20 protein-coding genes and 4 pseudogenes are annotated in these 21,417 nt (G+C 50.3%); 8 read left to right on the top strand and 16 right to left on the bottom strand.

Annotated elements, in window-relative coordinates; genetic code table 11:
• The first annotated feature begins 105 nt into the window (after positions 1-105).
• Complete coding sequence (gene ppdK / locus MN084_RS10865) at positions 106-2,874, top strand: pyruvate, phosphate dikinase (protein WP_241086396.1); 2,769 nt, start codon at positions 106-108, stop codon at positions 2,872-2,874.
• A gap of 321 nt (positions 2,875-3,195) precedes the next feature.
• Here ppdK and MN084_RS10860 read toward each other — a convergent pair.
• From MN084_RS10860 to MN084_RS10840, 6 genes and pseudogenes are all read right to left on the bottom strand, one after another.
• Positions 3,196-3,743 (bottom strand): annotated as a pseudogene (locus MN084_RS10860) (transposase); the annotation flags it as partial.
• Between the two features lie 35 nt (positions 3,744-3,778).
• Positions 3,779-3,997: a transposase gene (locus MN084_RS19705; RefSeq protein ID WP_445083822.1), complete on the bottom strand. Its 219-nt coding sequence runs from the start codon at positions 3,995-3,997 to the stop codon at positions 3,779-3,781.
• The gene (locus tag MN084_RS10855; RefSeq protein ID WP_445083821.1) at positions 3,972-4,742 is read right to left on the bottom strand and encodes an IS256 family transposase; all 771 of its coding nucleotides are present in this window, start codon (positions 4,740-4,742) and stop codon (positions 3,972-3,974) included. Before MN084_RS10855 ends, MN084_RS19705 begins: the two co-directional genes overlap by 26 nt.
• On the bottom strand, positions 4,681-4,821 hold the full coding sequence (locus MN084_RS10850) for a transposase (RefSeq protein WP_241086397.1): 141 nt from the start codon (positions 4,819-4,821) through the stop codon (positions 4,681-4,683). Before MN084_RS10850 ends, MN084_RS10855 begins: the two co-directional genes overlap by 62 nt.
• Positions 4,802-4,963 carry a hypothetical protein gene (locus MN084_RS10845; protein ID WP_241086398.1) on the bottom strand — a complete coding sequence of 54 codons (162 nt, stop codon included), beginning with the start codon at positions 4,961-4,963 and terminating at the stop codon, positions 4,802-4,804. The genes MN084_RS10850 and MN084_RS10845 overlap by 20 nt, the downstream gene beginning before the upstream one ends.
• A gap of 69 nt (positions 4,964-5,032) precedes the next feature.
• Positions 5,033-5,368, bottom strand: a pseudogene (locus tag MN084_RS10840) (transposase); the annotation flags it as partial.
• A 145-nt stretch (positions 5,369-5,513) separates the two neighbouring features.
• Between MN084_RS10840 and MN084_RS19700 the strand changes: the two are divergent.
• Positions 5,514-5,603, top strand: a complete 90-nt coding sequence (locus MN084_RS19700) for a hypothetical protein (protein ID WP_445083820.1) — start codon at positions 5,514-5,516, stop codon at positions 5,601-5,603.
• Positions 5,604-5,730: 127 nt separating this feature from the next.
• Here MN084_RS19700 and MN084_RS10830 read toward each other — a convergent pair whose 3' ends face one another.
• From MN084_RS10830 to MN084_RS10785, 10 genes and pseudogenes are all read right to left on the bottom strand, one after another.
• Positions 5,731-6,543: an IS5 family transposase gene (locus MN084_RS10830; protein ID WP_277400321.1), complete on the bottom strand. Its 813-nt coding sequence runs from the start codon at positions 6,541-6,543 to the stop codon at positions 5,731-5,733.
• Between the two features lie 2 nt (positions 6,544-6,545).
• A pseudogene (locus MN084_RS10825) lies at positions 6,546-7,213 on the bottom strand (IS3 family transposase); the annotation flags it as partial.
• A 64-nt stretch (positions 7,214-7,277) separates the two neighbouring features.
• Entirely contained in the window at positions 7,278-7,469 is a 192-nt protein-coding gene (locus tag MN084_RS10820) for a hypothetical protein (protein WP_241086401.1), read from the bottom strand.
• Between the two features lie 7 nt (positions 7,470-7,476).
• The gene (locus MN084_RS10815) at positions 7,477-7,806 is read right to left on the bottom strand and encodes a hypothetical protein (protein WP_330178024.1); all 330 of its coding nucleotides are present in this window, start codon (positions 7,804-7,806) and stop codon (positions 7,477-7,479) included.
• Between the two features lie 128 nt (positions 7,807-7,934).
• The gene (gene dapB / locus MN084_RS10810; protein WP_241086404.1) at positions 7,935-8,738 is read right to left on the bottom strand and encodes a 4-hydroxy-tetrahydrodipicolinate reductase; all 804 of its coding nucleotides are present in this window, start codon (positions 8,736-8,738) and stop codon (positions 7,935-7,937) included.
• Between the two features lie 17 nt (positions 8,739-8,755).
• Positions 8,756-9,907: a molecular chaperone DnaJ gene (dnaJ, locus tag MN084_RS10805; protein WP_241086405.1), complete on the bottom strand. Its 1,152-nt coding sequence runs from the start codon at positions 9,905-9,907 to the stop codon at positions 8,756-8,758.
• A gap of 116 nt (positions 9,908-10,023) precedes the next feature.
• Positions 10,024-11,955: a molecular chaperone DnaK gene (dnaK, locus tag MN084_RS10800; RefSeq protein ID WP_241086406.1), complete on the bottom strand. Its 1,932-nt coding sequence runs from the start codon at positions 11,953-11,955 to the stop codon at positions 10,024-10,026.
• 105 nt (positions 11,956-12,060) lie between these two features.
• On the bottom strand, positions 12,061-12,627 hold the full coding sequence (grpE, locus tag MN084_RS10795; protein WP_241086407.1) for a nucleotide exchange factor GrpE: 567 nt from the start codon (positions 12,625-12,627) through the stop codon (positions 12,061-12,063).
• Between the two features lie 254 nt (positions 12,628-12,881).
• The gene (locus tag MN084_RS10790) at positions 12,882-13,283 is read right to left on the bottom strand and encodes a hypothetical protein (RefSeq protein WP_241086408.1); all 402 of its coding nucleotides are present in this window, start codon (positions 13,281-13,283) and stop codon (positions 12,882-12,884) included.
• Positions 13,284-13,700: 417 nt separating this feature from the next.
• Complete coding sequence (locus MN084_RS10785) at positions 13,701-14,561, bottom strand: IS5 family transposase (protein ID WP_241086409.1); 861 nt, start codon at positions 14,559-14,561, stop codon at positions 13,701-13,703.
• Between the two features lie 115 nt (positions 14,562-14,676).
• Here MN084_RS10785 and MN084_RS10780 point away from each other — a divergent pair.
• The 6 genes and pseudogenes from MN084_RS10780 to sat all read left to right on the top strand — a co-directional run.
• A pseudogene (locus MN084_RS10780) lies at positions 14,677-15,623 on the top strand (IS256 family transposase); the annotation flags it as partial.
• A gap of 504 nt (positions 15,624-16,127) precedes the next feature.
• Positions 16,128-16,379, top strand: coding sequence for a LapA family protein (locus tag MN084_RS10775; RefSeq protein WP_241086410.1), 252 nt, complete (start codon positions 16,128-16,130; stop codon positions 16,377-16,379).
• A gap of 6 nt (positions 16,380-16,385) precedes the next feature.
• Positions 16,386-17,555 carry a lipopolysaccharide assembly protein LapB gene (lapB, locus tag MN084_RS10770; protein WP_241086411.1) on the top strand — a complete coding sequence of 390 codons (1,170 nt, stop codon included), beginning with the start codon at positions 16,386-16,388 and terminating at the stop codon, positions 17,553-17,555.
• An 85-nt stretch (positions 17,556-17,640) separates the two neighbouring features.
• A complete protein-coding gene (gene pyrF / locus MN084_RS10765) occupies positions 17,641-18,360 on the top strand; it encodes an orotidine-5'-phosphate decarboxylase (protein ID WP_241086412.1) in 720 nt (239 codons plus the stop codon).
• 502 nt (positions 18,361-18,862) lie between these two features.
• Positions 18,863-19,594 (top strand): ParA family protein, encoded by a 732-nt coding sequence (locus MN084_RS10760; RefSeq protein WP_241086413.1) that lies wholly within the window; start codon positions 18,863-18,865, stop codon positions 19,592-19,594.
• A gap of 253 nt (positions 19,595-19,847) precedes the next feature.
• Positions 19,848-21,035, top strand: coding sequence for a sulfate adenylyltransferase (sat, locus tag MN084_RS10755; RefSeq protein WP_241086414.1), 1,188 nt, complete (start codon positions 19,848-19,850; stop codon positions 21,033-21,035).
• Positions 21,036-21,417 lie beyond the last annotated feature (382 nt).

Raw genomic sequence — 21,417 nt, 5'->3', positions numbered from 1 at the left:
TACATCCGGATCGGCATTATACCGGAATCAGGCGCAAGAGCATGTCTGCTGTAATAAATTAGCACTTGCTGGCTTTCATCAAAAAAGTTGGAGCATTTAATTATTATGACACTGGACAAGAAATGGGTTTTCGCTTTTTCAGAGGGCGACGGAAAAAACAAGAAACTTTTGGGAGGCAAAGGCGCCAACCTCTGCGAAATGACCCAGATGGGCCTCAATGTCCCCCCCGGCTTTGTTATCAGTACAGATGCCTGTTTGGAGTATCTGAACTCCGATGACTATGAGCTGGCACCCGGGATTATGGAGCAGGTCCGCATGCAGATGCAGGCGGTGGGGAAGGCGACCGGAAAAGGATTTGGTGATAGAAACAACCCACTCTTGATCTCTGTGCGCAGTGGCTCCGCCATGTCGATGCCCGGCATGATGGATACCATTCTTAACCTGGGCCTTAATGCGGAGACCCTGGCAGGGGAAATTGAACAGACTGATGATCCAAGGTTCGGCTACGATGCCTATCGGCGTTTCATTCAGCTGTTCGGTAAAGTTGCGCTGAATATTCCAGATGAGCTGTTTGACGAGCAGTTTGAGGCGGTTAAACAAAAATCACATGTGATTGAAGATGTGGGCCTCTTCGCAGAAGATCTGCAAGAGATCAGTGAGCGTTTCCTCAAAGTGGTTGAGGATCATACTTGCTTACCTTTTCCTGAAGATCCCTACGAGCAGTTGGAGATCTCCATCAAGGCAGTGTTCTCCTCCTGGATGGGCAAGCGTGCGGTTGATTACCGCCATGAATTCAATATAACGCCAGATTTGGCCAATGGAACCGCAGTCAATATCTGCACCATGGTATTTGGCAACCGGGGTGATGATTCAGCCACTGGTGTTGGCTTTACCCGCAATCCGGGGACGGGTGAGAACCTGCTCTATGGTGAATATCTGATTAATGCCCAAGGCGAGGATGTGGTGGCAGGTATCCGTACACCCAAACCGATTCATCTTCTCGATGAGGAACTGCCGGAGATGGCACGTCAACTGGAAGAACTGAGACAGCGGCTGGAGCAACACTATCATGAAGTTCAGGACTTCGAATTTACCATTGAACAGGGCACGCTCTACTGTCTCCAGACCCGCAATGGAAAGATGAATGCGATCGGCATGGTCCGTAGCTCAGTGGAGATGGAGCAGGAAGGCTTGATCGATAAAAAACGGGCACTGTTGCGTATTGATCCAGAGTATTTGGAACAGATGCTCTACCCTCAGCTCGATCCGAATTCCAGTGCCCAACCGGTTGCTACCGGATTGCCAGCTTCACCGGGCGCAGCCTGTGGCCATGTGGTTTTTGATTCGGACCGGGCGGAAGAGCTTGGCAGAAACGGCGGCCAGAGAGTGATCCTGTTGCGTGAAGAGACCAAGCCAGAGGATATTCACGGCTTTTTTGCTTCAGAAGGTATTCTGACCAGCCGGGGCGGAAAGACGTCTCACGCGGCTGTGGTGGCGAGAGGGATGGGCAAGCCCTGTGTGGCGGGCGCGGAAGGCATTACTGTCGATGTGATGAAACGGCAAGCCCGCATCGGTGATGCGATGATCAAAGAGGGCGATATCATCACCATCGATGGCAGTAGCGGTAACGTCTATTTGGGCGAGATAGCAACGGTTGAACCGGAGTTTACCGAAGAGCTCCACCTACTGTTGAGTTGGGCTGATGAAGTGGCCTACCTGCGGGTCATGGCAAATGCCGACACAGCCATGGATGCGGCGCGTGCGATAAAATACGGCGCCCAGGGAATCGGACTGTGCCGGACTGAACGCATGTTCAACGATATCGAGCGGTTGCCGGCGGTTATCGAGATGATTGTGGCTGAGACGGAAGCGCAGCGCCAGGCGATGCTGGATAAGCTCCTGCCTATGCAGCGGGCCGATTTTGCGGCGATATTTGAAACCATGTCACCCCAGCCAGTGACCATTCGCTTGCTGGATCCACCCATTCATGAGTTTCTGCCGGGTGAGAACCAACTGGAGGATGATCTTGAAAAGTTGTGCCATCTGCGGGATACAGCAAGGGGCGTGGAGGTGTTGGCAAACACCATGATGCTGCTGCATGACCCGAGCCAGGCGAGAGATGAAGCCGATTCCATGCGGCGCCTTGTGGATGCCCACCTCGTGGAGGAGGCGATAGAAAAGAAACAGACCATGCTGCGTAAAGTGCGAGCTCTGTATGAGACCAATCCGATGTTGGGACATCGCGGTGTGCGTCTAGGAATCACCTTCCCTGAGATATACTCAATGCAAATACGCGCGGTTCTGGAGGCGGCTGCGGAGTGTGCGGCAAAAGGTATTGAAGTCCACCCCCAGATTATGGTGCCCCAGGTCTGTACTGCAGAGGAGCTGAAGCACGTCAAAGAGTTTGTCGATGAAGTCCGCAAAGAGGTGGAGGGGAACTGTGGCTGCGAAGTGGATTTCCGTTTCGGTACCATGATAGAAGTGGTTCGAGCCTGTATGCGTGCGGATTCACTGGCTAAGGAGGTCGACTTTTTCTCCTTCGGTACCAATGACCTTACTCAGGCGACCTTCTCGTTCTCCCGGGAAGATGCGGAGAACAAGTTCCTGCCGATGTACAACGAAAACGGTATTCTCCAGGATAATCCGTTCGAGGTACTGGATGAAAAGGGAGTGGGTAAATTGATGAAGCTTGCGGTGGAGTGGGGCAGAAGTAATCATCCTGATCTCAGTGTTGGCATTTGCGGTGAACATGGGGGGCACCCATCATCGATCAAATTCTGTCATCATGCGAGGTTGAACTACGTCTCCTGTTCAGCGCCGAGAGTGCCGGTGGCCCGATTGGCCGCCGCTCATGCCAGCCTGCTTGCAGACTGACAGACAATATTGAGGTATTAAAAACCCGCTTCCGGCAGTCTGCGCGGGAGCGGGTTTTTTTATTTCCCGTTTGGTATAGTTTGAGCGTGGGAAAACCCGTGGTTCACCGACAACAACACGAGGATAACAGATCGGATATCAAAGGCTTTTCTTCGTGTACTCTGAGAGCTTTGTGCGATTTGTGGGTGCGGATATTTGCACATTATAACATAATGCTTGTATGAAAATAGCTTGCATGCAAGCTCAAGCACTGCGCAACAAGAACTTCTGAGGAGACTGTTCAGAATATTGTGTCAACGTAAAAGCACTCAATCCATACCATCACAGATCAAGTGCGCGATCAAGCCTACCTTCGAAGAAGATAGCCAGTTGAGGCAAGGTCAGGTTCCAGTTGCGAATGGGCATCGTCCATTTCTTACTGGCATTCTGAATGCTAAGGTATAATAATTTGAGCAGGCTGTTGTCATTCGGAAAACCACCCTTGGTTTTTGTCAATTTCCGGAATTGTCGATGCACTGCTTCAATAGAATTAGTCGTATAAATAACTCGACGAATGTCCTCGGGATAACGAAAACAGACGGATAAGTTATCCCACTTCTTGCACTTTCGGATAGGTATAACCCCAGCACTTCTTTTTTGCCTTCAATATTCAGCCCAAGAACGGTATAAACAGCGCGATTTTGGTAGCGGCCTTGAGCCCGAACTTTGTAGTGAATTGCGTCCAGCCAAACAAAGGGATAATGCGAATCCAGTGGACGCTGTTGCCAAGCTTTTACAGTATCGATTATTTTGTCGGTTATCGCACTGATTGCTGCGGTAGAGACCGAGATGCCATAGAGATCATGGATATGTTTACTGATATCGGAATAACGAGCCTGTAAAGTTTTCTGTGTAACTGCCCGGATTAAATATATTCCGCTAAGCGTTCTTCGAACTCAATCATAAATCTATTCAGTGCTGGTTTCCAATGACGGATCGGCATTGTCCACTTTTTCGATGCGGCCTGGATTGCCAGGTGGATTACCTTCTTCGCCGAATCATCGGTTGGAAACAACTTCCGCTTTTTGATCGCTTTGCGAATGACGCTGTTCGGCGACTCAATGGCGTTGGTCGTGTAGATCACTTTTCGTCTGTCCTCCGGGTAGTAGAACAGCGTGTTGAGATTTTGCCAATAGGCACTCCAGGAGCGGCTGACCTGGGTGTTTGTTGTCCCATCGGTCAGAGAATTTATCCAGCGCCGGTAAGGCTTCTTCCCCGGTGATGGACTGGTAAATCTTTTTCAAATCAGCCGCACAGGCTTGTAGTCTTTCCAGGGCACCTACTTCATCAAGTTCCGTAGCATATGCACAATACAAAGCCGTGTTGATTGCATCAGGAAAGCCCTTTAAGCCATCGACACAGGCAATCAAAATATTCTTTACACCGCGATTCTGAAGCTCTGTCAGCAGGTTCAGCCAGAACTTGGCACCCTCATTCCCCGACAGCCAGAGCCCCGATAATTCCTTGTGGCCTTCCAGGTTGACGCCCAAAGCGAGGTAAATTGCTTTGTTGAGCACTTTCTTGTCTTGCCGGATTTTAACGACAATGCAGTCCAGATAAACAATAGGCTGAATTGCATCCAGGGGGTAAGATTGCCATTCGTCAATCTGCTCGATAACCGCATCAGTAACTTTGGATATGGGTGTGGCGGAGACATCGGCTCCGTACATTTCCTTGAATGTCGTGACGATTTCGCGGGTCATCATACCCTGAGCATACAAGAAGAGGATCTTGTCATCCATTGAGGTAAATCGACGCTGGTGTTTCTTAACTAGCTGAGGTTCGGCTGCCCGCTCTACCTCGCGGGGTATCCAGTTCAAACTGGTCATCTTCCGTTTGCAAGGTCTTGCTGGTAGTGCCGTTGCGGCTATTACTCGCTTCGGACTGTTCATGATTTGGCAAAGCCAAGATGATCATCCGGTTCAACGTTGAGTGCTGCATCGACCGTGATTCTGGGCTGCATTGGCCGAAACTCGCTGAGATCTTCTTCAGTTTTGATGTTTTTAGCGGCCGCCTGGGCTATCGCCTGGAGCTCTTTCTTGTCGATCATCTGCCTATCCTCTCCCTTGTTTGGGTTTAATGATAGGCAGTTACACAGAATTCAGGACAGTCTCGAAATACTTAAGCCCCGGCCATACATCGACAAGATCCTGGTTTCAATCCCATCGCTGATACTGGTTTGATGCTTCTTAATAATTTGGGGCTCAAACGTACCGGCCCGGTCACGGGGCGTATTCAGGTCAATACGGCCCTCGCTTGTTTTAAGTGTCTTGCGGGACTTGCCGTTCTTGCGGTTAGGCACCACATCATCAGCAATATGATTCTCTAGCTCAGTTTCAAGAGCAGCCTCGGTGAGCTGTTTTAGTAACGGGGCCAAAACACCCTCTTTCCCGCTAATGGCCTGCCCTGACTGAAGGGCCTTTAAAATTCTATCAAAATCAAATGATTCTGTCATAATCAACTCTACCTACAGTATTATGCTGAAAATTAAAGAATTGACACAAAATTCCTAACACTTCCCTTCTGAGAGCGCGAGCTGTTCAGTTCCATCTGCTCAGCTTATCAAATAGTTTTGGGGAATTAATATCCCAGTGTGGACTATGGGCGACTACCTTAAGCGCTGGGGTTTTACACCTCAAAAGCCAGTAAAAGGAACCTCTAAGAAACCGACAAAGGCCAATAGTCTCTAGCAAATCTGGAGAGTCCGGTGTCTTCACGCTCATTCCTGACTTGCCCGATGCTACGCACTAGTCGATGGGTCTGCTGGGTAAACACGTGCTCAACTCGAGCCCGAACTCTTGATCGTTTTCGGTTTGCCTATTGCTCCCGTTCATTCAAAGGGCGTTTACGTGTCGACTTGCGATGAATCTGACTGCGGTAATGCGCACCCGGTAAAGCGGCTTCCCGTTCTACACTGCGGTAAGCAGAATCGGCCCAGACACTGCCATTACTGTTGTTCTCATCCAGCCGTTCCTCGAAGATCTGGCTGTCGTGAACTTCTGCTGATGTGATGACGTACTTGCGAATGACCTTGTGCTTCCGGTTTATGCTGATGTGGCTTTTGTACCCATAGTGGGTTTTACCATGCTTCTTAGTCCAGCGGGCTTCAACATCCTTCTGGCGGCGCTTGTTACCGCCCCATCCCTCAGGGTTATCTCCGGCTTTGATCTGCCTATTTTCCTCTCGCGTATTACGTTGCTTGGGTACTGGAACGATAGCGGGATTTACAATTTGTCCCTTGCGAACACTGAAGCCTGCTGCATCAATCTGGATCAACAGCTCTGAAAAGAGTTTATCAACAAGGCCCCATTCTTTCAGGTGCTCACGATACACCCAAACCGTTTTGGCATCGGGTACCTTATCCTCCGGACTCAGCCCAAAGAAACGACAAAAGCCATAGCGATCCCGAATTTTGAACTCTGTTTGATCATCGTTCAGATTGAATAAATGCTGTAAGTGCAACACCTTGAACATCCGCACTGCATCGCAAGGCGGATGCCCACCTTTACTGGGATCACTATTTTTATAAACTGAGCCCAACAATACCCGAAAAGCCTCCCAATATACGGTCCTTTCCAGCTTTGGCAGCGGCTCTCCCTTAGAGCCCCTACAAAAAACTGTACCGGGCATTCTTAGAAAAGTTCAGCCTTAAAGTGCTTCTCCCAGAATTCATCCGGCATCAAATTTTCCAGTGATGCATGGGGTCGGAATGTATTGTAATCATGGCGCCAGCTTTCAATCTTTTCTTGCGCATCTTTCAGTGACAAAAAACAATGGGTATTTAAACATTCATCCCTAGAACTCCCGTTGAACGACTCAATAAACGCATTATCTGTTGGCTTTCCCTGCCGCGAAAAGTCTGATGTTACTTTATTCTTATACGCCCATTGATCAAGGGCCTTCGAAATAAATTCACGGCCATTATCGACTTGAATCCTCTCAGGCTTACGCTTATTACAGAGTCGTAATTGCTCCATAATATCCACAACCTGTTCCCCTTTTGCAGCACGATCAACCGCAATAACAACACATTCTCGGCCAAATTATCGACTACAGTTAACGCTCTGATTTGTCGCCCATTGAACAGTTGATCGGCGACAAAATCCATACTCCAGCACTGATCAATATGAAAGAGCTCCGGCCTGTCCATCCGGTGTGCAGCGGCAACTCGACGTCTTGGTCGTTTGCGCCTTAGATTGAGGCCCTCTTCACGATAGATGCGCAACACACGCTTATGATTCATCCGCCAGCCTTCACGTTACAATAGAATGTGAATGCGTTGATAGCCATAACGAACACGGTATCATCATGCTCCCTGCTTTTGTGGCTATAATTGCTGCGGCTCATCTGAATGATTGCACAGGCTAGGCCAATCGACTAGTGCGTAGCATCTGGCAAGTCAGGGCCAGCGTGAAGATGGGGATGATGAATTTGGTGTACAACATGCGTCGACTGGTGTGGCTGGCCGGATGAAGCGAGGTATTAATATGGTGTTGCCAGAAGAATGAGCGTGAAGATATCGGGCTCTCCGCCTTGCTCCAACGCCCGGACAGCACCTGCCACTCACCCTGCTCCTCCTTGAGATTCAGATTCGGCGCGAATAGAGATCAACTGGGTTACGGAGTTAGCAGGTCTTCCGGCCAGCGCAACGAACAGCGTCGTTTCAGCTGTACTCTCACCGGTGAACTCAATGCGATTAATCTGCATCAGCAGATGAATGGATTGGTGAGTCAGAAAATAGCCTGCAAGGAGTTTCTGCAGCTGGCCGCGCTGGCGACCGGTGTCATCGAGGTACTGTTCAGAGAGGAATCGGCCTACCTCACTGACTGAGCGTCCTTCAAAGGCCTTTTCACCGGCAGACAACATCTCTCTGATGCGATCTTCCGGTGACAATACCTCTCCGCCACACCCACTCAGGAGCAGAGGTGAGTGGCAAAAAGTCATACCGGTTAATGAAAAAATACGCATTGGAATCCCCTCATATTGGGTTCCGGTCCGAATCTGCCGTTACGACGTCGAGGTCACTTCAAACCAAGTATATCCTGCATATCGAACAGACCTTTTTCCCGCTGCATAATCCAGCCTGCCGCGCGGGCAGCCCCATTGGCAAAGGTCATACGACTGGAGGCTTTATGGGTAATCTCCACACGTTCACCCATGGCAGCAAACATCACGGTATGATCACCAACAATGTCGCCGGCCCGGATTGTTTCGAAACCGATGGTCTTGGGATTGCGTTCACCGGTTACGCCTTCACGGCCATAGACGGCACACGCTTTGAGATCACGTCCCAATGCCTCCTCAACTACCTCACCCATCCGCAGAGCAGTGCCTGAAGGCGCATCCACTTTGTGACGGTGATGAGCCTCGATGATTTCTATGTCGTAATCATCACCCAAGGCCCTGGCGGCTATGTCTAGCAGTTTGAAGCAGAGATTGACCCCGATACTCATATTGGGGGCAAACACGATGCCGATTTTATCAGCTGCAGCCGTAAGCTCCGCTTTCTGTTCATCACTTAGGCCGGTCGTGCCTATCACCATCCGTTTACCGTTTGCACGACAGGTGGAAAGGTGCGACATAGTGACCGCCGGAGCAGTGAAGTCAATCACCACATCAAAGCCTGCAACCACTTTCTCCAGTGAATCTACCACCTCGACACCCAGACTTCCGACACCGGCAAGCTCTCCTGCATCCGAGCCTATCAAACTGCTTTCGGAACGCTCCGTAGCGGCACCAAGGACCAAACCATCCGTATCACAAACGGCCTGAATCAGTGTCTTTCCCATTCGCCCTGCGGCGCCCACTACAGCTATACGAGTCATATTAGTGTGACCTATTATTAAAAACCCATGCCTTCAAAGAATTTTTTCACGCCATCCATCCAGTTGCTGGAGTGCGGACTGTGCTTACCGCCGGACTCTTCCATGGTGGAATCCAGTTGGCGTAACAGATCTCTCTGTTTGTCCGTCAAGTTGACCGGCGTCTCTACCATTACACGGCATATCAGATCGCCTATCGGCCCTCCCCTGACCGGTTTTACACCTTTGCCACGCATCCGGAACATCTTTCCGGACTGGGTGCCAGCTGGAATTTTTAGCACGACCTTCCCGCTCAGTGTCGGCACTTCCAATTCGCCGCCAAGAGCTGCGGTGACAAAACTGATCGGCACATCGCAAAACAGGTTGCTCTCTTCCCGGGTAAAAATGTCATGATCTTTCACCGATACTTGGACGTATAGATCACCCGAGGGTCCCCCGTTTTCGCTGGCTTCACCCTCGCCGCTCAGACGAACGCGGTCGCCGGTATCGACCCCCGGCGGCACTTTAACCGACAGGGTCTTATGCTCTTGAATACGCCCGACACCCCGGCAGGGGAGACAAGGGGATTCAATCACCGTTCCCTTGCCGCGACAGGTGGGACAGGTCTGTTGAACTGAGAAGAAACCTTGCTGCATCCTGACCTGGCCATGACCGCCACACGTATCACAGGTTTTAGGCTTACTCCCTTTCTTGGCTCCGCTGCCGTTGCAGGGGTTGCACTTCACCAGGGTGGGGACGCGAATTCTTACCGTAGTACCGGCAACGGCATCTTCCAGGCTCAGCTGAAGGTTATAACGAAGATCGGCTCCACGCTGCATCCGTGGTCCGCCTCCGCGGCCACCCCCACCATCAAAGATATCGCCAAAGACATCTCCAAAAACATCGCTGAAATTGGCATTCCCACCAAACCCACCCGGACCGCCTGGCCCACCCATGGAAGGGTCTACACCGGCGTGCCCAAACTGGTCAAAAGCTGCCCGCTTCTGGGCATCGGAAAGAATTTCGTAGGCCTCTTTGGTCTCTTTGAATTTTTTCTCCGCCACTGCAGCGTCATCTCCGGTATTTCTATCCGGGTGATGCTTCATCGCCAGACGCCGGTAAGCCTTTTTTATATCTGCTTCGCTGGCGTTCTTACTGACACCCAGTACTTCGTAATAGTCACGCTTCGACATAATTGATCTATTTCGTAAACCACCAAAGCGCGGAGGCCTGGAAGGCCCTGTCAGCCTTGCACGCCCCCGCGCTTATGCGGTTGATTATCGGGCGTAACCGCCCGTCCAGTATCCGCTTATTTCTCTTCTTTTACCTCTTCAAACTCGGCATCGACGACATCATCGCCACCGGAAGAAGCTGTCTCGGCATCAGCACTCGCTGCACCGGCGGCACCAGCATCACCACCCTGTTGGGCGTAAAGCCGTTCAGCCATTTTTCCGGAGGCATCGGTGAGTACCTTGGTTTTGGCTTCGATAGCATCCTTGTCGTCGCCTTTTATCGCCTCTTCCAGATCTTTTATCGCCGCTTCAATGGACTCTTTCTCGCCCTCTTCAAGCTTATCTTCACCAAGCTCTTCCATGGATTTTTTGATCGCATGGATCATACCGTCAGCCTGATTCCTGTTCTGCACCAGTTCCTGGAACTTATGATCTTCATCGGCGTGAGACTCGGCATCCTTGACCATACGATTGACCTCTTCATCGCTCAGACCGGATGAAGCTTTGATCACAATGGACTGCTCTTTACCGGTTGCCTTGTCCTTGGCAGAAACATTAAGGATACCATTGGCATCGATATCAAAACTCACCTCGATCTGAGGCATTCCCCTTGGGGATGGTGGAATATCGGTCAGGTCAAAACGACCCAATGATTTATTGGCAGTCGCTTGCTCCCGTTCACCCTGAAGGACATGCACGGTGACGGCAGTCTGATTATCATCAGCGGTGGAGAACACTTGACCGGCATTGGTCGGGATAGTGGTATTCTTCTCGATCAGTTTGGTCATGACACCACCCAGGGTTTCGATGCCCAGAGAGAGTGGTGTTACGTCCAACAACAGCACATCTTTGACTTCACCACCGAGCACACCGCCCTGAATGGCAGCACCGATAGCCACAGCCTCATCGGGATTGACATCCTTACGCGGCGCTTTGCCAAAGAACTTCTCAACCACTTCCTGAACCATGGGCATACGAATCTGACCGCCGACCAGGATCACTTCATCGATTTCTGATGCGGTAATACCCGCGTCATTAAGCGCTGTACGGCAAGGTTCAATCGTACGATTGACCAGCTCTTCCACCAGAGACTCCAGTTTGGCACGGGTCAGTTTGATATTGAGATGCTTGGGACCCGTGGCATCCGCGGTAATATAAGGCAGGTTGATATCGGTCTGCTGGCTGGAAGAGAGCTCGATCTTTGCCTTCTCCGCACCCTCTTTCAGACGCTGTAGAGCTAAAGGATCATTGCGCAGATCAAAACCCTGCTCCTTTTTAAAATTTTCTACCAGATAATCGATTATCCGCATGTCGAAATCTTCGCCACCGAGGAAAGTGTCACCATTGGTGGAAAGCACTTCAAACTGATGTTCACCATCAATTTCGGCTATCTCGATAATGGAGATATCGAAGGTACCGCCGCCAAGGTCATAGACTGCCAGTTTCTGGTCTCCACGCTTCTTATCCATACCATAGGCTAGTGCGGCGGCGGTGGGCTCGTTGATGATGCGTTTCACTTCCAGGCCAGCGATACGGCCAGCATCTTTGGTAGCCTGACGCTGGGAGTCATTGAAGTAAGCAGGTACAGTGATAACGGCTTCCGACACCTCCTCACCGAGATAATCTTCCGCCGTCTTCTTCATCTTCTGCAGAATCTTGGCTGAAACCTCGGGGGCAGCCATCTTCTTGCCATTTGCCTCTACCCAAGCATCGCCATTGTCCGCCTTGACAATGTTATAAGGCACCATACCAATGTCACGCTGAACCACTTTGTCGTCAAATCGGCGGCCAATCAGACGCTTGATGGCAAAAAGCGTGTTCTGCGGGTTGGTGACAGCCTGACGTTTTGCAGACTGGCCGATCATCACATCGCCATTACTGCCAAAGGCAACTATTGAAGGGGTAGTACGATCACCTTCGCTATTTTCAATGACCCGGGTCTTATCACCTTCCATCACTGCAACGCAGGAGTTGGTGGTACCCAAGTCAATTCCTATGATTTTTCCCATTTTCTGGTCTCTCCAATCTGTATCGTTTAATTCTTTATAGAAAATTTATCCGGTTGTTCAACAAATGGGGGATATCCCTGCTTTTTCAACCCTTTATTTTCATTTTTAGGCCACTGCCTGTGAAACCATCACCATGGCGGGCCTAACCAGTCGTCCATTCAGCGTGTATCCTCTCTGGACCACGGTTACTACGGTGTTCGGTGGTACATCGTCCCGTGGCATCATTGACATCGCTTGATGTAACTCTGGATCAAAAGGTTTGCCTTCTGGATCTATCTGAACCACATTGAACTTTTCCATTACATCAGTTAAGAGTTTCAGGGTCAGTTCAATACCCTCACGAAGCTTCCCGACATCCGTATCGCCGACCGAAAAGGCACTCAAGCCCAGCTCCATACTGTCCCTTACGGATAACAGTTCGTTGACGAATCGATCCAAGGCATATTTATGGGCATTTTCCAGCTCACGCTCGTGACGCCTGCGTAGATTATCTACCTCTGCTTTACTGCGTACCAGCTGGTCCCAATGCTCGTCTGCCTTGGCGCGGGCGTCTTCCAATAAGAGATTCAATTCTTCACCGGTTGGCGTCTCTGAGACAGCCTCTTCCCGCAGTTCGCTCTCGATCACCTCAGATGCTGATTCTTCAGCCGCCAGTTCCTGATTTTTCGTCATTTTTCTACCTTTAACCTATTGTATTCAATGTACTTATTAAAACAGCAGCACAGATCCTGCGCTATTCTGCGCTAATAAAATAGCTGGACAACCACAAACTGGGGGTGGTTAACGTGATTTCAAGGCCGCAGTGAGCAATTTTGTCGTGATATCGACGATCGGAATCACCCGGTCGTAGGCCATGCGGGTAGGCCCCACGACACCAAGCCACGTCGGCCACCTCGTCATTGGCACCGTACGGGGCTGTCACCAGACTACAGTGGTCTAAGGGCGCCAGCCTGACTCCTCGCCGATAAAAATCTGCATGCCCTCCGCCTGCATCGAGACACCCAACAAGTGGAGCAGCTGATGCTTTTCGTTAAAACGGAGTCGAGAAGCTGGCGAAGATGGTCCATCTGGGAGAGTTCGCTGAAATCCATCAGATTGGTCTGCCAGGCCATCACGTAATCACCCTGATTGCTGCCGGAACCGATCACTTGCCCGGACATCTCCAGGGCACGAGCCATGGTCTTGTTCATGTCGTTTCTGGCCTCGATCATCTCAGAGATCAACTGCTGATGTATTGTTTCCAACCCTTCCCCTGCATAATTTCTATTGAGCAAGTTTGCGGCCTGCTCCAGTTCTTCCGCCGAATAGCATTTACGGGTATCGGCCACACGGTTATGGACATCATATTGCGGATGGTGGCAGGACTGAGATCTAGCCCTAAATCCCGCGCCAGGGTTCGTGACCCTACAGGCTCTCGATCTCTTAGTGTAGAGCCTTCTCATAAACCATAACTCTTTGATGTTATTGTTGTAAACACGGAATGTCAGGTATACAGTGCTTAAAAAACGAGCCAACATCTACCAAAAGCCGTGCACCTAATAGATCCGATATCACAGCCATAGACAAATATCCTTCGCCGAATTTGATTAGCCCTTTCAAACAGCACTGGATGAAAACAACCGCTGGGTTAAGATGAGCGCGAGCGTATTTCCTGGGACGAATTGGCGGACACACAAGATCGTCCGACAAAAGATGACCGATTGTTCATTGGCGCGGTAATCATTAAGGGAACCTCAAGGGAACTTCTAAAAAACTGACAAAGGCCAATAGTTTCTAGCAAATCTGGAGAGCCCGGTATCTTCACGCTCATTTTTCTGGCAGTATCCATATGTCGCTTCATCCGGCCAGCAACACCATATGTTGTACACTAAATTCATCATACCCATCTTCACACCGGCCCTGACTTGCCCGATGCTACGCACCAGTCGATTGGCCTGCTGGGCAAGCACGTACTCAACTCGAGCCCGAACTCTTGATCGTTTTCGGCTTGCCTCTTGCTCCCGTTTATTCAAGAGGCGTTTGTGTGTCGACTTGCGGTGAATGTGACTGCGATAAGCAGAACCGGCCCAGATACTGCCATTACTGTTGTTCTCATCCAGCAGTTCCTCAAAGACTGGGCTATCATGAGCTTCAGCTGATGTGATGACGTACTTGCGAATGACCTTGTGCTTCCGGTCTACGCTGATGTGGCTTTTGTACCCATAGTGGGTTTTGCCATGCTTCTTAGTCCAGTGGGCTTCAACATCTTTCTGGCGGCGTTTGTTATCACCCCATGCCTCAGGGCTATCTCCGGCTTTGATCTGCCTATTTTCCTCTCGCGTATTACGTTGCCTGGGTACTGGGACGATAGCGGCATCTACAATCTGTCCTTTGCGAGCACTGAAGCCTGCTGCATCAATCTGGATCAACAGCGCTGAAAAGAGTTTATCAACAAGGCCTCGTTCTTTCAGGCGCTCACGATATACCCAAACTGTTTTGGCATCGGGTACCTTACCCTCCTGGCTCAGCCCAAGAAAACGACAAAAGCTATAAGGATACCGTATGTGGAACTTTGTTTGATCACCGGACAGATTGAACAAATGCTGTAGGACCAACATCTTGAACATGAATTATAACTGAAAGTGTTGTTTGAAGGGAATTGAAAATAAAGCGGGGTATCTGGTTGATTTGTTGTTGCGAGACATCAAAACAACCATTGGAGATATGCCACCATGAGTAAGAATAACGTTGTTAAGCTGGCAGTTGCGAGATACGATTATCGATCCGCTGACAGAGTTGCCGAGAAGCGGTGCAGAGCAGTTGATCTACCAGGCGGTGGAGGCCGAGCTGCTGGAGCTGCTGGCGGAGCACGTCGAGCGACGGACAGAGGATGGCGGCTGGTGTGGTGCGTAATGGTCACCTGCCAGCTCGTAAACTGCAGACAGGATTGGGGCCGGTCACGGTCAAGATCCCCAAAGTTCGCGCGAAGACCTGGCGAGCCGGTAACGTTCCGATCAGCTCTGGTGCCGCCGTATGTACGCAAGACGAAGTCACTGGAAGCGGCGCTGGCGTGGCTCTACCTGAAGGGGATTTCCAGTGGAGAGATGGGTGAAGCCCTGAAAGTGCTGGTGGTTCCGGATGCAACAGGCTTGTCGGCCGGCAGGGTATCGCGTCTGAAGCAGGTCTGGGCAGAAGAATATCGGAGCTGGTGCGAGGAGCGCCTGGATAAGGGCCATTGGGTGTATGTGTGGGCAGACGGTGTCTACAGCGGACAGAGAGCAGAGCAGACGAAGCTGTGTGCCCTGGTGGTGATCGGCGTGAATGAGCGTGGTGAGAAGCATTTTCTGGCAATTGAGGATGGTGTACGGGAGTCTACACAGAGCTGGCGGGAGGTACTGTTGAAACTGAAGTCACGCGGACTGACCCCGCCAAAATTGGCGATCGGTGACGGTGCCATGGGGTTCCGGGCTGCGCTGGAGGAAGTGTATCCGGAGACGCGCCAACAGCGCTGCTGGATGCACAAGACCATGAACGTGCTGAACTGCCTGCCAAGGTCAGCTCAGCCGAAAGCGAAGCAGGCACTGAATAACATCTGGCAGTCGGAGACCCAGGCCGATGCGGAAAAGGCCTTTGATCTGTTTATCAAATCGAAGCGGCCATTCCCCGGCTGCAGGAGATGTTTACCGAGAATAATCTGCAGTTGGCCAACGTGGATGTCGGGCAGAGAGAGTCGGGGGATCAGCGTCCACTACAGCAATTTAATCGCGATTCAGCTGATGGCGCGCAGTTTGCCAATTCCGAGGACGGGAATTTTGATGGGGTCTGAGAGGATGTGGATCTCACGGGTGCCGTCAATTATCAATCAGGCTAGGGACTAGTTGATTATTACGCTTGAATCATCGTCACGCCTAACCTTGGTATCTGTCGGACTTAGCTGATCGAAATCTGGCTAATATGGCTTTTCCACAGTAAATTTACCCCAGGTTCGACAAGCTTCTCGACTTTGCCGTCATGGGTCATTCCAACTAAAGAAGCGGCCTGCCTGTCGTTGCCAGACTGAATAGCGGCAAATTCCTAAACTCCCGGTACGTATCAAACTCGATCTTGGGTATGATATCCCTCTGATTAGACGGTTCTGCTATGGGAGATCTCAGGGCGTGAGATTTATTAAGTTATTGATTATACTAATTATCATGCTGATTGGCGCTGCATTTTCGGTGATGAATTCCAGTATGGCCAACCTTAATTATTATTTTGGTTCACAAATGCTGCCGCTTTCTGTGATTTTGGTGGGCGCCATTGTCCTGGGGGCATTGCTTGGCGTTTTGGCCAGTTTCGCTGGCTCTTTACGGCTTCGAAGTGAGAATGCTGCGCTGCGGCGTGAAATCAGACTCGCTTCACAAGAGGTGAAAAACCTCCGCGCTATACCGATTAAGGATCGCTGACCGAAGATGATGGAACTACTCTGGTTACTGTTGCCTGTTGCTGCCGCATTCGGTTGGTATGCGGCCAAGCGCAGTAATAAACGCATGGAGGCGTCTGCCAAGGACCAGACCCCGGCTTATTTTCGAGGCCTCAATTATCTGCTTAATGAGCAACCGGATAAAGCCATCGATGTGTTTGTCCAGATGCTCGAAGTTGATAGTGAAACGGTTGAGACTCATCTGGCCCTGGGCAATCTGTTCAGACGGCGGGGTGAAGTGGACAGGGCGATCAGAATTCACCAAAACCTGATAGCCAGGCCAACCCTTAACCGGGATCAGCGGGCACAGGCACTGCTGGAGTTGGGGCAGGACTATATGCGGGCAGGTTTGTTTGACCGTGCGGAGAGCCTGTTCGGTGAGTTGGGTGAGATGAATCTCTACCAGGAACAGGCATTGGCCAGCCTGCTGATTATTTACCAGCAGGAGAAGGAGTGGAAAAACTGTCTCAAGGTCGTGAGAAAGCTGGAGAAACTGACAGGTAAATCACGGAGAATCGAACGCGCCCACTTTTACTGTGAGCTGGCTGAAGAGGCGAAAAGCAGTAATGACCAGCGGGAAGTTACAGCGCTACTGAAAAAAGCCCAGGGATCGGATAGTGAATGTGTGCGTGCATCGATCCTTCAGGGTGAAATTGAAGCGGCAAACGGTGCCTATAAGATGGCAATCAATGCATTCAAAAGTGTTGAATGGCAAGACCCAGCGTATGTTAATGAGATCATGCTACCATTGGTCGAATGTTACCTGCAACAGGATAAGCGGAAGGAGCTGATTGTCTACTTGCGGCAGCTGTTTAAGCGCCACCAAAGTATTGAACCCGCGCTGACCCTTTCGCGCTTTATTCAGGAAGATGAAGGTGAGGAGGCCGCCGCCGGATTTATTACCGAATACCTTAATCAGCAGCCAAACCTGGAAGGGCTTGACCGGTTGATCGCATTGCGCCTGGGGAGCGTGAAGGACAAAGCGTCGGACACCTTGCCTATATTGCAACAGCTTGTCAGGAAGCTGCTCCAGAGCAGGCCTATCTATCGTTGCAGCCGTTGTGGTTTTACTGCAAAGACGCTGCATTGGCAGTGTCCCGGTTGCAAGTCATGGAGCAGTATCAGGCCCAATACAAGCTTGGATAATAGCAGGAACTAGCACGCTGTTTTTAGTAAAATATAAACCAACCCTTGGAGCGTGGAGCGGCGCAAAAGCCGTATAACACTGAGCGGGCCAAAAGAAGATGAGCACCCTAAACAAGAACCCCCGTATCATAGTTGCGCTTGATTTTCCCTCTGCGGCACCCGCCCTCGATCTGGTTTCAGAATTTGATCCCAAGCTCTGCAGATTGAAAGTGGGTAAAGAGATGTTCACTCGCCTCGGCCCTGCTTTTGTTGAAAAACTGGCGGGTAAAGGGTTTGATGTTTTTCTTGACTTGAAATTTCACGATATCCCCAATACGGTGGCTGCGGCTTGTGCTGCTGTGGCTGATCTGGGCGTATGGATGGTCAATTTGCATGCCTCTGGCGGTACCCGCATGATGGAAGCAGCAAGAGAACGCCTGGAAACACTGAGCCATCGACCCTTGCTGATTGCAGTAACCATTTTGACCAGCCTGGGTGAGCGGGATATAGCCGAAATCGGTTTTCACGGCGCCCCTGCAGATAACGTTATCCGGCTTGCCAAACTGGCAGAAGATGCGGGCGTTGATGGCATTGTCTGTTCCCCTCTTGAGGCGGTTGAAGTTCGACCTCTGATAGATCAGGATTTTCTCCTGATCACACCTGGGGTTCGTCCTGCCAGTGCATCATTGGACGACCAGAAACGGGTGATGACACCTCTGGATGCCCTGAACAATGGAGCCGATATGCTGGTGATCGGGCGCCCGATTACCGGTGCAGATGATCCCCTGAAGAGCCTACAGGCCATTCAGGACGAGATTGCCGCCTATTCCTGGAGCTGATTTTCAGGATTATGGATATCTGCATGCATTCATATTGGAACATGCTGAGGATTCTTCCTCAGCGCTATGTAAAGTTGTTATGTGAGATGTCCGTCAGGTATTAATGACCCATCATGAGTATGATTTACCGGCAAATAATTGGCTGGCAACAACCAGTAACTGGGATGCTTCAGGTACAAACAGCTTATCGCGTTTGCCAGTTGATTTTGCACACTGAGTGGACTCAAAACATTTCGCAAGGTAGCGGCATGCTGGTTTAACAGGCATTCAGTTAATCTTTAGTTCTTGCCATGGAATGAAATAAGGGTAATTATTCTCCATATAAACCATTTACTTTAAATGGTTTATATGACAAGACTGAGTGATATCAGTCAGATGCAGCTTATTTGTAATGTGATGAAAGAAAGTCTACAGTAGACGTCTGGTTAACTGAAACGATTATTTTGTGTATCGGGATTAGGATTATCCTGGCACCAAAAATTGTTAACGGGGATTAGAATTTATGCACAGCATTGTAGTGCTTAATGCGAAGGGCGGTTGTGGAAAGACCACTATTGCCACAACTCTGGCCTGCTATTTTGCAGGGAAGGGCTATGGCACGGCGCTAATGGATTACGATCCCCAAAGCTCCAGTGGTAGCTGGCTGGCAATGCGCACGCCTGACCAGCCAAAAATTCGCTCTATCGATGCCATCAGACCGAAAGTAGGTTTAACCCGCTCATGGCAGCTCTACTCTGGTAGCGAGACTGATGTCGTCATTATGGATACGCCTGCAGGTGTAGCTGGTGGTCAGCTGAGTGATGTATTCAATCGTGCTGATACTATTCTCATCCCAGTAATGACCACCATAATTGATCTGCAGGCAGCAGAAAAATTTCTCGAAGAGTTGATGCGCATGGCTCGCCATCGATTACACGGCAAGCGCATTGCCATCATTGCCAACCGTGTACGGATGAGGACCAGTGTCTATAAAGCTATAGTTGGGCTTGCTGATAAACTGGGGATTCCGCTGATTGCCACTCTGCGTGATACCCAGAACTACTCCATTGCCATGGCTTCAGGAATGGGAATCTGTGAAATGAAACCCGGTGCGACGTCCAAGGATATGAAGCAGTGGCAGCCTATATTTGAATGGCTGATGAAGGATATTCCGGTAAAGACGCAGACTGAAGTTACTCAACAAGCCGAGGCAAGCAATTGGACTGCCGGAAACAATCGGCTTGCCGCCTCCTGAGTCGATATTGTTAATATCGTTATCTGCAAACCCTCTCTTGTAAAAGAACGGCATTTTTTCTAGCCATATAAATAGAAATTTGGGAAAACTACACCATCCTTATGGTAGTGTATCCCTGCGATTGGATTGATATTGCAACCGGTTCCCGGCTGGCAATTGATCTTTGAAAGCAACGAATATCCGAGTCTGTCGCTGACGTTAAAATTAGTGATGGGAAGAAGTAATTTCTAATTCTCTAAGGAGACGAAGCGAGATGGTCAATCCCGTTGGATCAGATACCCTGCAGCCGCTTTTTGTCTATGACACCGACAAACATCACGAATTGATGCGCGAGGCTGAAACTCTGCCATCTATAATAATCAGCTCTCAGTCCGCCGGTAATGCGGTGATGATGGGAGGTGGGTATTTTTCACCTCTGAAAGGCTTTATGACGGTTGGCGATGCCATGGGCTGCGCCGAGAATATGAAGATGTCCGATGGCAGCTTCTTTCCCGTGCCGGTTCTCTGCCTGTTGGATAATGTTGATGAGATCAAAGGTGCCAAACGGTTAGCACTTCGTGATCCCAATGTGGAAGGTAACCCTGTTCTGGCTGTGATAGATGTTAATACCATCGAAGATGTCAGCGATGAGCAGATGCAGATTATGACCGAGAAGGTTTATGGCACCACCGATGGTGAGCATCCTGGTGTTGCTGCCTTCAATAGCCAAGGCCGTCACGCAGTTTCCGGTCCGATTCAGGTTCTGAGCTTCAGCTATTTCCAGGCTGATTTCCCTGATACTTTCCGCACTGCCGTTGAAATTCGCAACGAGATTAAAGAGCGTGGCTGGAAAACTATTGTCGCCTTCCAAACCCGTAATCCTATGCATCGTGCCCATGAAGAGCTGTGCAAGATGGCAATGGAAGCAGTGGATGCCGATGGCATTGTAATCCATATGTTGTTGGGTAAACTGAAGCCGGGTGATATTCCAGCTCCGGTACGTGACGATGCCATTCGCAAGATGGCTGAGCTCTATTTCCCCGACAACACGGTAATGATTACCGGTTACGGTTTCGATATGCTCTACGCTGGTCCTCGCGAAGCTGTCCTTCACGCCTATTTTCGTCAGAACATGGGCGCTACCCACTTCATTATTGGCCGTGACCATGCCGGTGTGGGAGACTACTACGGTGCATTCGATGCCCAGACTATCTTCGATGATGTTCCTGAAGGGGCCATGGGAATCGGCATTTTCAAAGCCGATCACACGGCCTACTCCAAGAAGCTGAATCGGGTGGTGATGATGCGTGATGCACCCGATCACTCCAAGGAATGTTTCGTCCTTCTCTCCGGCACCAAAGTGCGTGAGATGCTGGGACAGGGCTTGGCACCACCTCCAGAATTTTCTCGCCCAGAGGTGGCAGAGATTCTTATGGATTACTATAAGAGCTTGGAAAAGTAATCCTGTGGAATGACTGAATGAAAAAACTGCTTCCCAAAGGAAGCGGTTTTTTGGGGACGACACAAAGCGGGCTTTCAGTGCGCGCCTCGTTATAAAAATGGCGTTTCGGCAGGATAGCTATCTAGTCGTCTCTGAAGTACTAGGCTGAGGATCTGGTTCCTTGAGCCTATTGTCTGATTTAAGGTGCCCGGTAACCGGCTCGGTGCTTCATCTATTTTCGGGTTGACCGAGTCGCCCCCTTAGGGAGCCTGCCATAGATCTTAACGCCAATTTCATCGTTTACGCGGTGCCCAGCGTAACCCTGATTGCAACATGTATTCTTGAGTTTTCGGTAGCTCAAACTCTCCGCTTGTTCAAGGGTGCCAAGAGCGTACGCTCATCA

Origin of the sequence: Candidatus Vondammii sp. HM_W22, assembly GCF_022530855.2 — a bacterium.
GTDB lineage: Bacteria > Pseudomonadota > Gammaproteobacteria > Chromatiales > Chromatiaceae > Vondammii.
Note: the sequence above shows the minus strand (reverse complement) of the source record. Positions and strands in the feature narration are given on the sequence as shown.

What these genes read in the sequence shown, in the direction of transcription:
- ppdK (WP_241086396.1), top strand. Translation starts at nt 106, where the DNA reads ATGACACTGGACAAGAAATGGGTTTTCGCTTTTTCAGAGGGCGACGGA.
- MN084_RS10855 (WP_445083821.1), bottom strand. Translation starts at nt 4,742, where the DNA reads ATGACCAGTTTGAACTGGATACCCCGCGAGGTAGAGCGGGCAGCCGAA.
- MN084_RS10845 (WP_241086398.1), bottom strand. Translation starts at nt 4,963, where the DNA reads ATGATCGACAAGAAAGAGCTCCAGGCGATAGCCCAGGCGGCCGCTAAA.
- MN084_RS19700 (WP_445083820.1), top strand. Translation starts at nt 5,514, where the DNA reads ATGGGCGACTACCTTAAGCGCTGGGGTTTTACACCTCAAAAGCCAGTA.
- MN084_RS10830 (WP_277400321.1), bottom strand. Translation starts at nt 6,543, where the DNA reads ATGCCCGGTACAGTTTTTTGTAGGGGCTCTAAGGGAGAGCCGCTGCCA.
- dapB (WP_241086404.1), bottom strand. Translation starts at nt 8,738, where the DNA reads ATGACTCGTATAGCTGTAGTGGGCGCCGCAGGGCGAATGGGAAAGACA.
- dnaJ (WP_241086405.1), bottom strand. Translation starts at nt 9,907, where the DNA reads ATGTCGAAGCGTGACTATTACGAAGTACTGGGTGTCAGTAAGAACGCC.
- dnaK (WP_241086406.1), bottom strand. Translation starts at nt 11,955, where the DNA reads ATGGGAAAAATCATAGGAATTGACTTGGGTACCACCAACTCCTGCGTT.
- grpE (WP_241086407.1), bottom strand. Translation starts at nt 12,627, where the DNA reads ATGACGAAAAATCAGGAACTGGCGGCTGAAGAATCAGCATCTGAGGTG.
- MN084_RS10785 (WP_241086409.1), bottom strand. Translation starts at nt 14,561, where the DNA reads ATGTTCAAGATGTTGGTCCTACAGCATTTGTTCAATCTGTCCGGTGAT.
- MN084_RS10775 (WP_241086410.1), top strand. Translation starts at nt 16,128, where the DNA reads ATGCTGATTGGCGCTGCATTTTCGGTGATGAATTCCAGTATGGCCAAC.
- lapB (WP_241086411.1), top strand. Translation starts at nt 16,386, where the DNA reads ATGATGGAACTACTCTGGTTACTGTTGCCTGTTGCTGCCGCATTCGGT.
- pyrF (WP_241086412.1), top strand. Translation starts at nt 17,641, where the DNA reads ATGAGCACCCTAAACAAGAACCCCCGTATCATAGTTGCGCTTGATTTT.
- MN084_RS10760 (WP_241086413.1), top strand. Translation starts at nt 18,863, where the DNA reads ATGCACAGCATTGTAGTGCTTAATGCGAAGGGCGGTTGTGGAAAGACC.
- sat (WP_241086414.1), top strand. Translation starts at nt 19,848, where the DNA reads ATGGTCAATCCCGTTGGATCAGATACCCTGCAGCCGCTTTTTGTCTAT.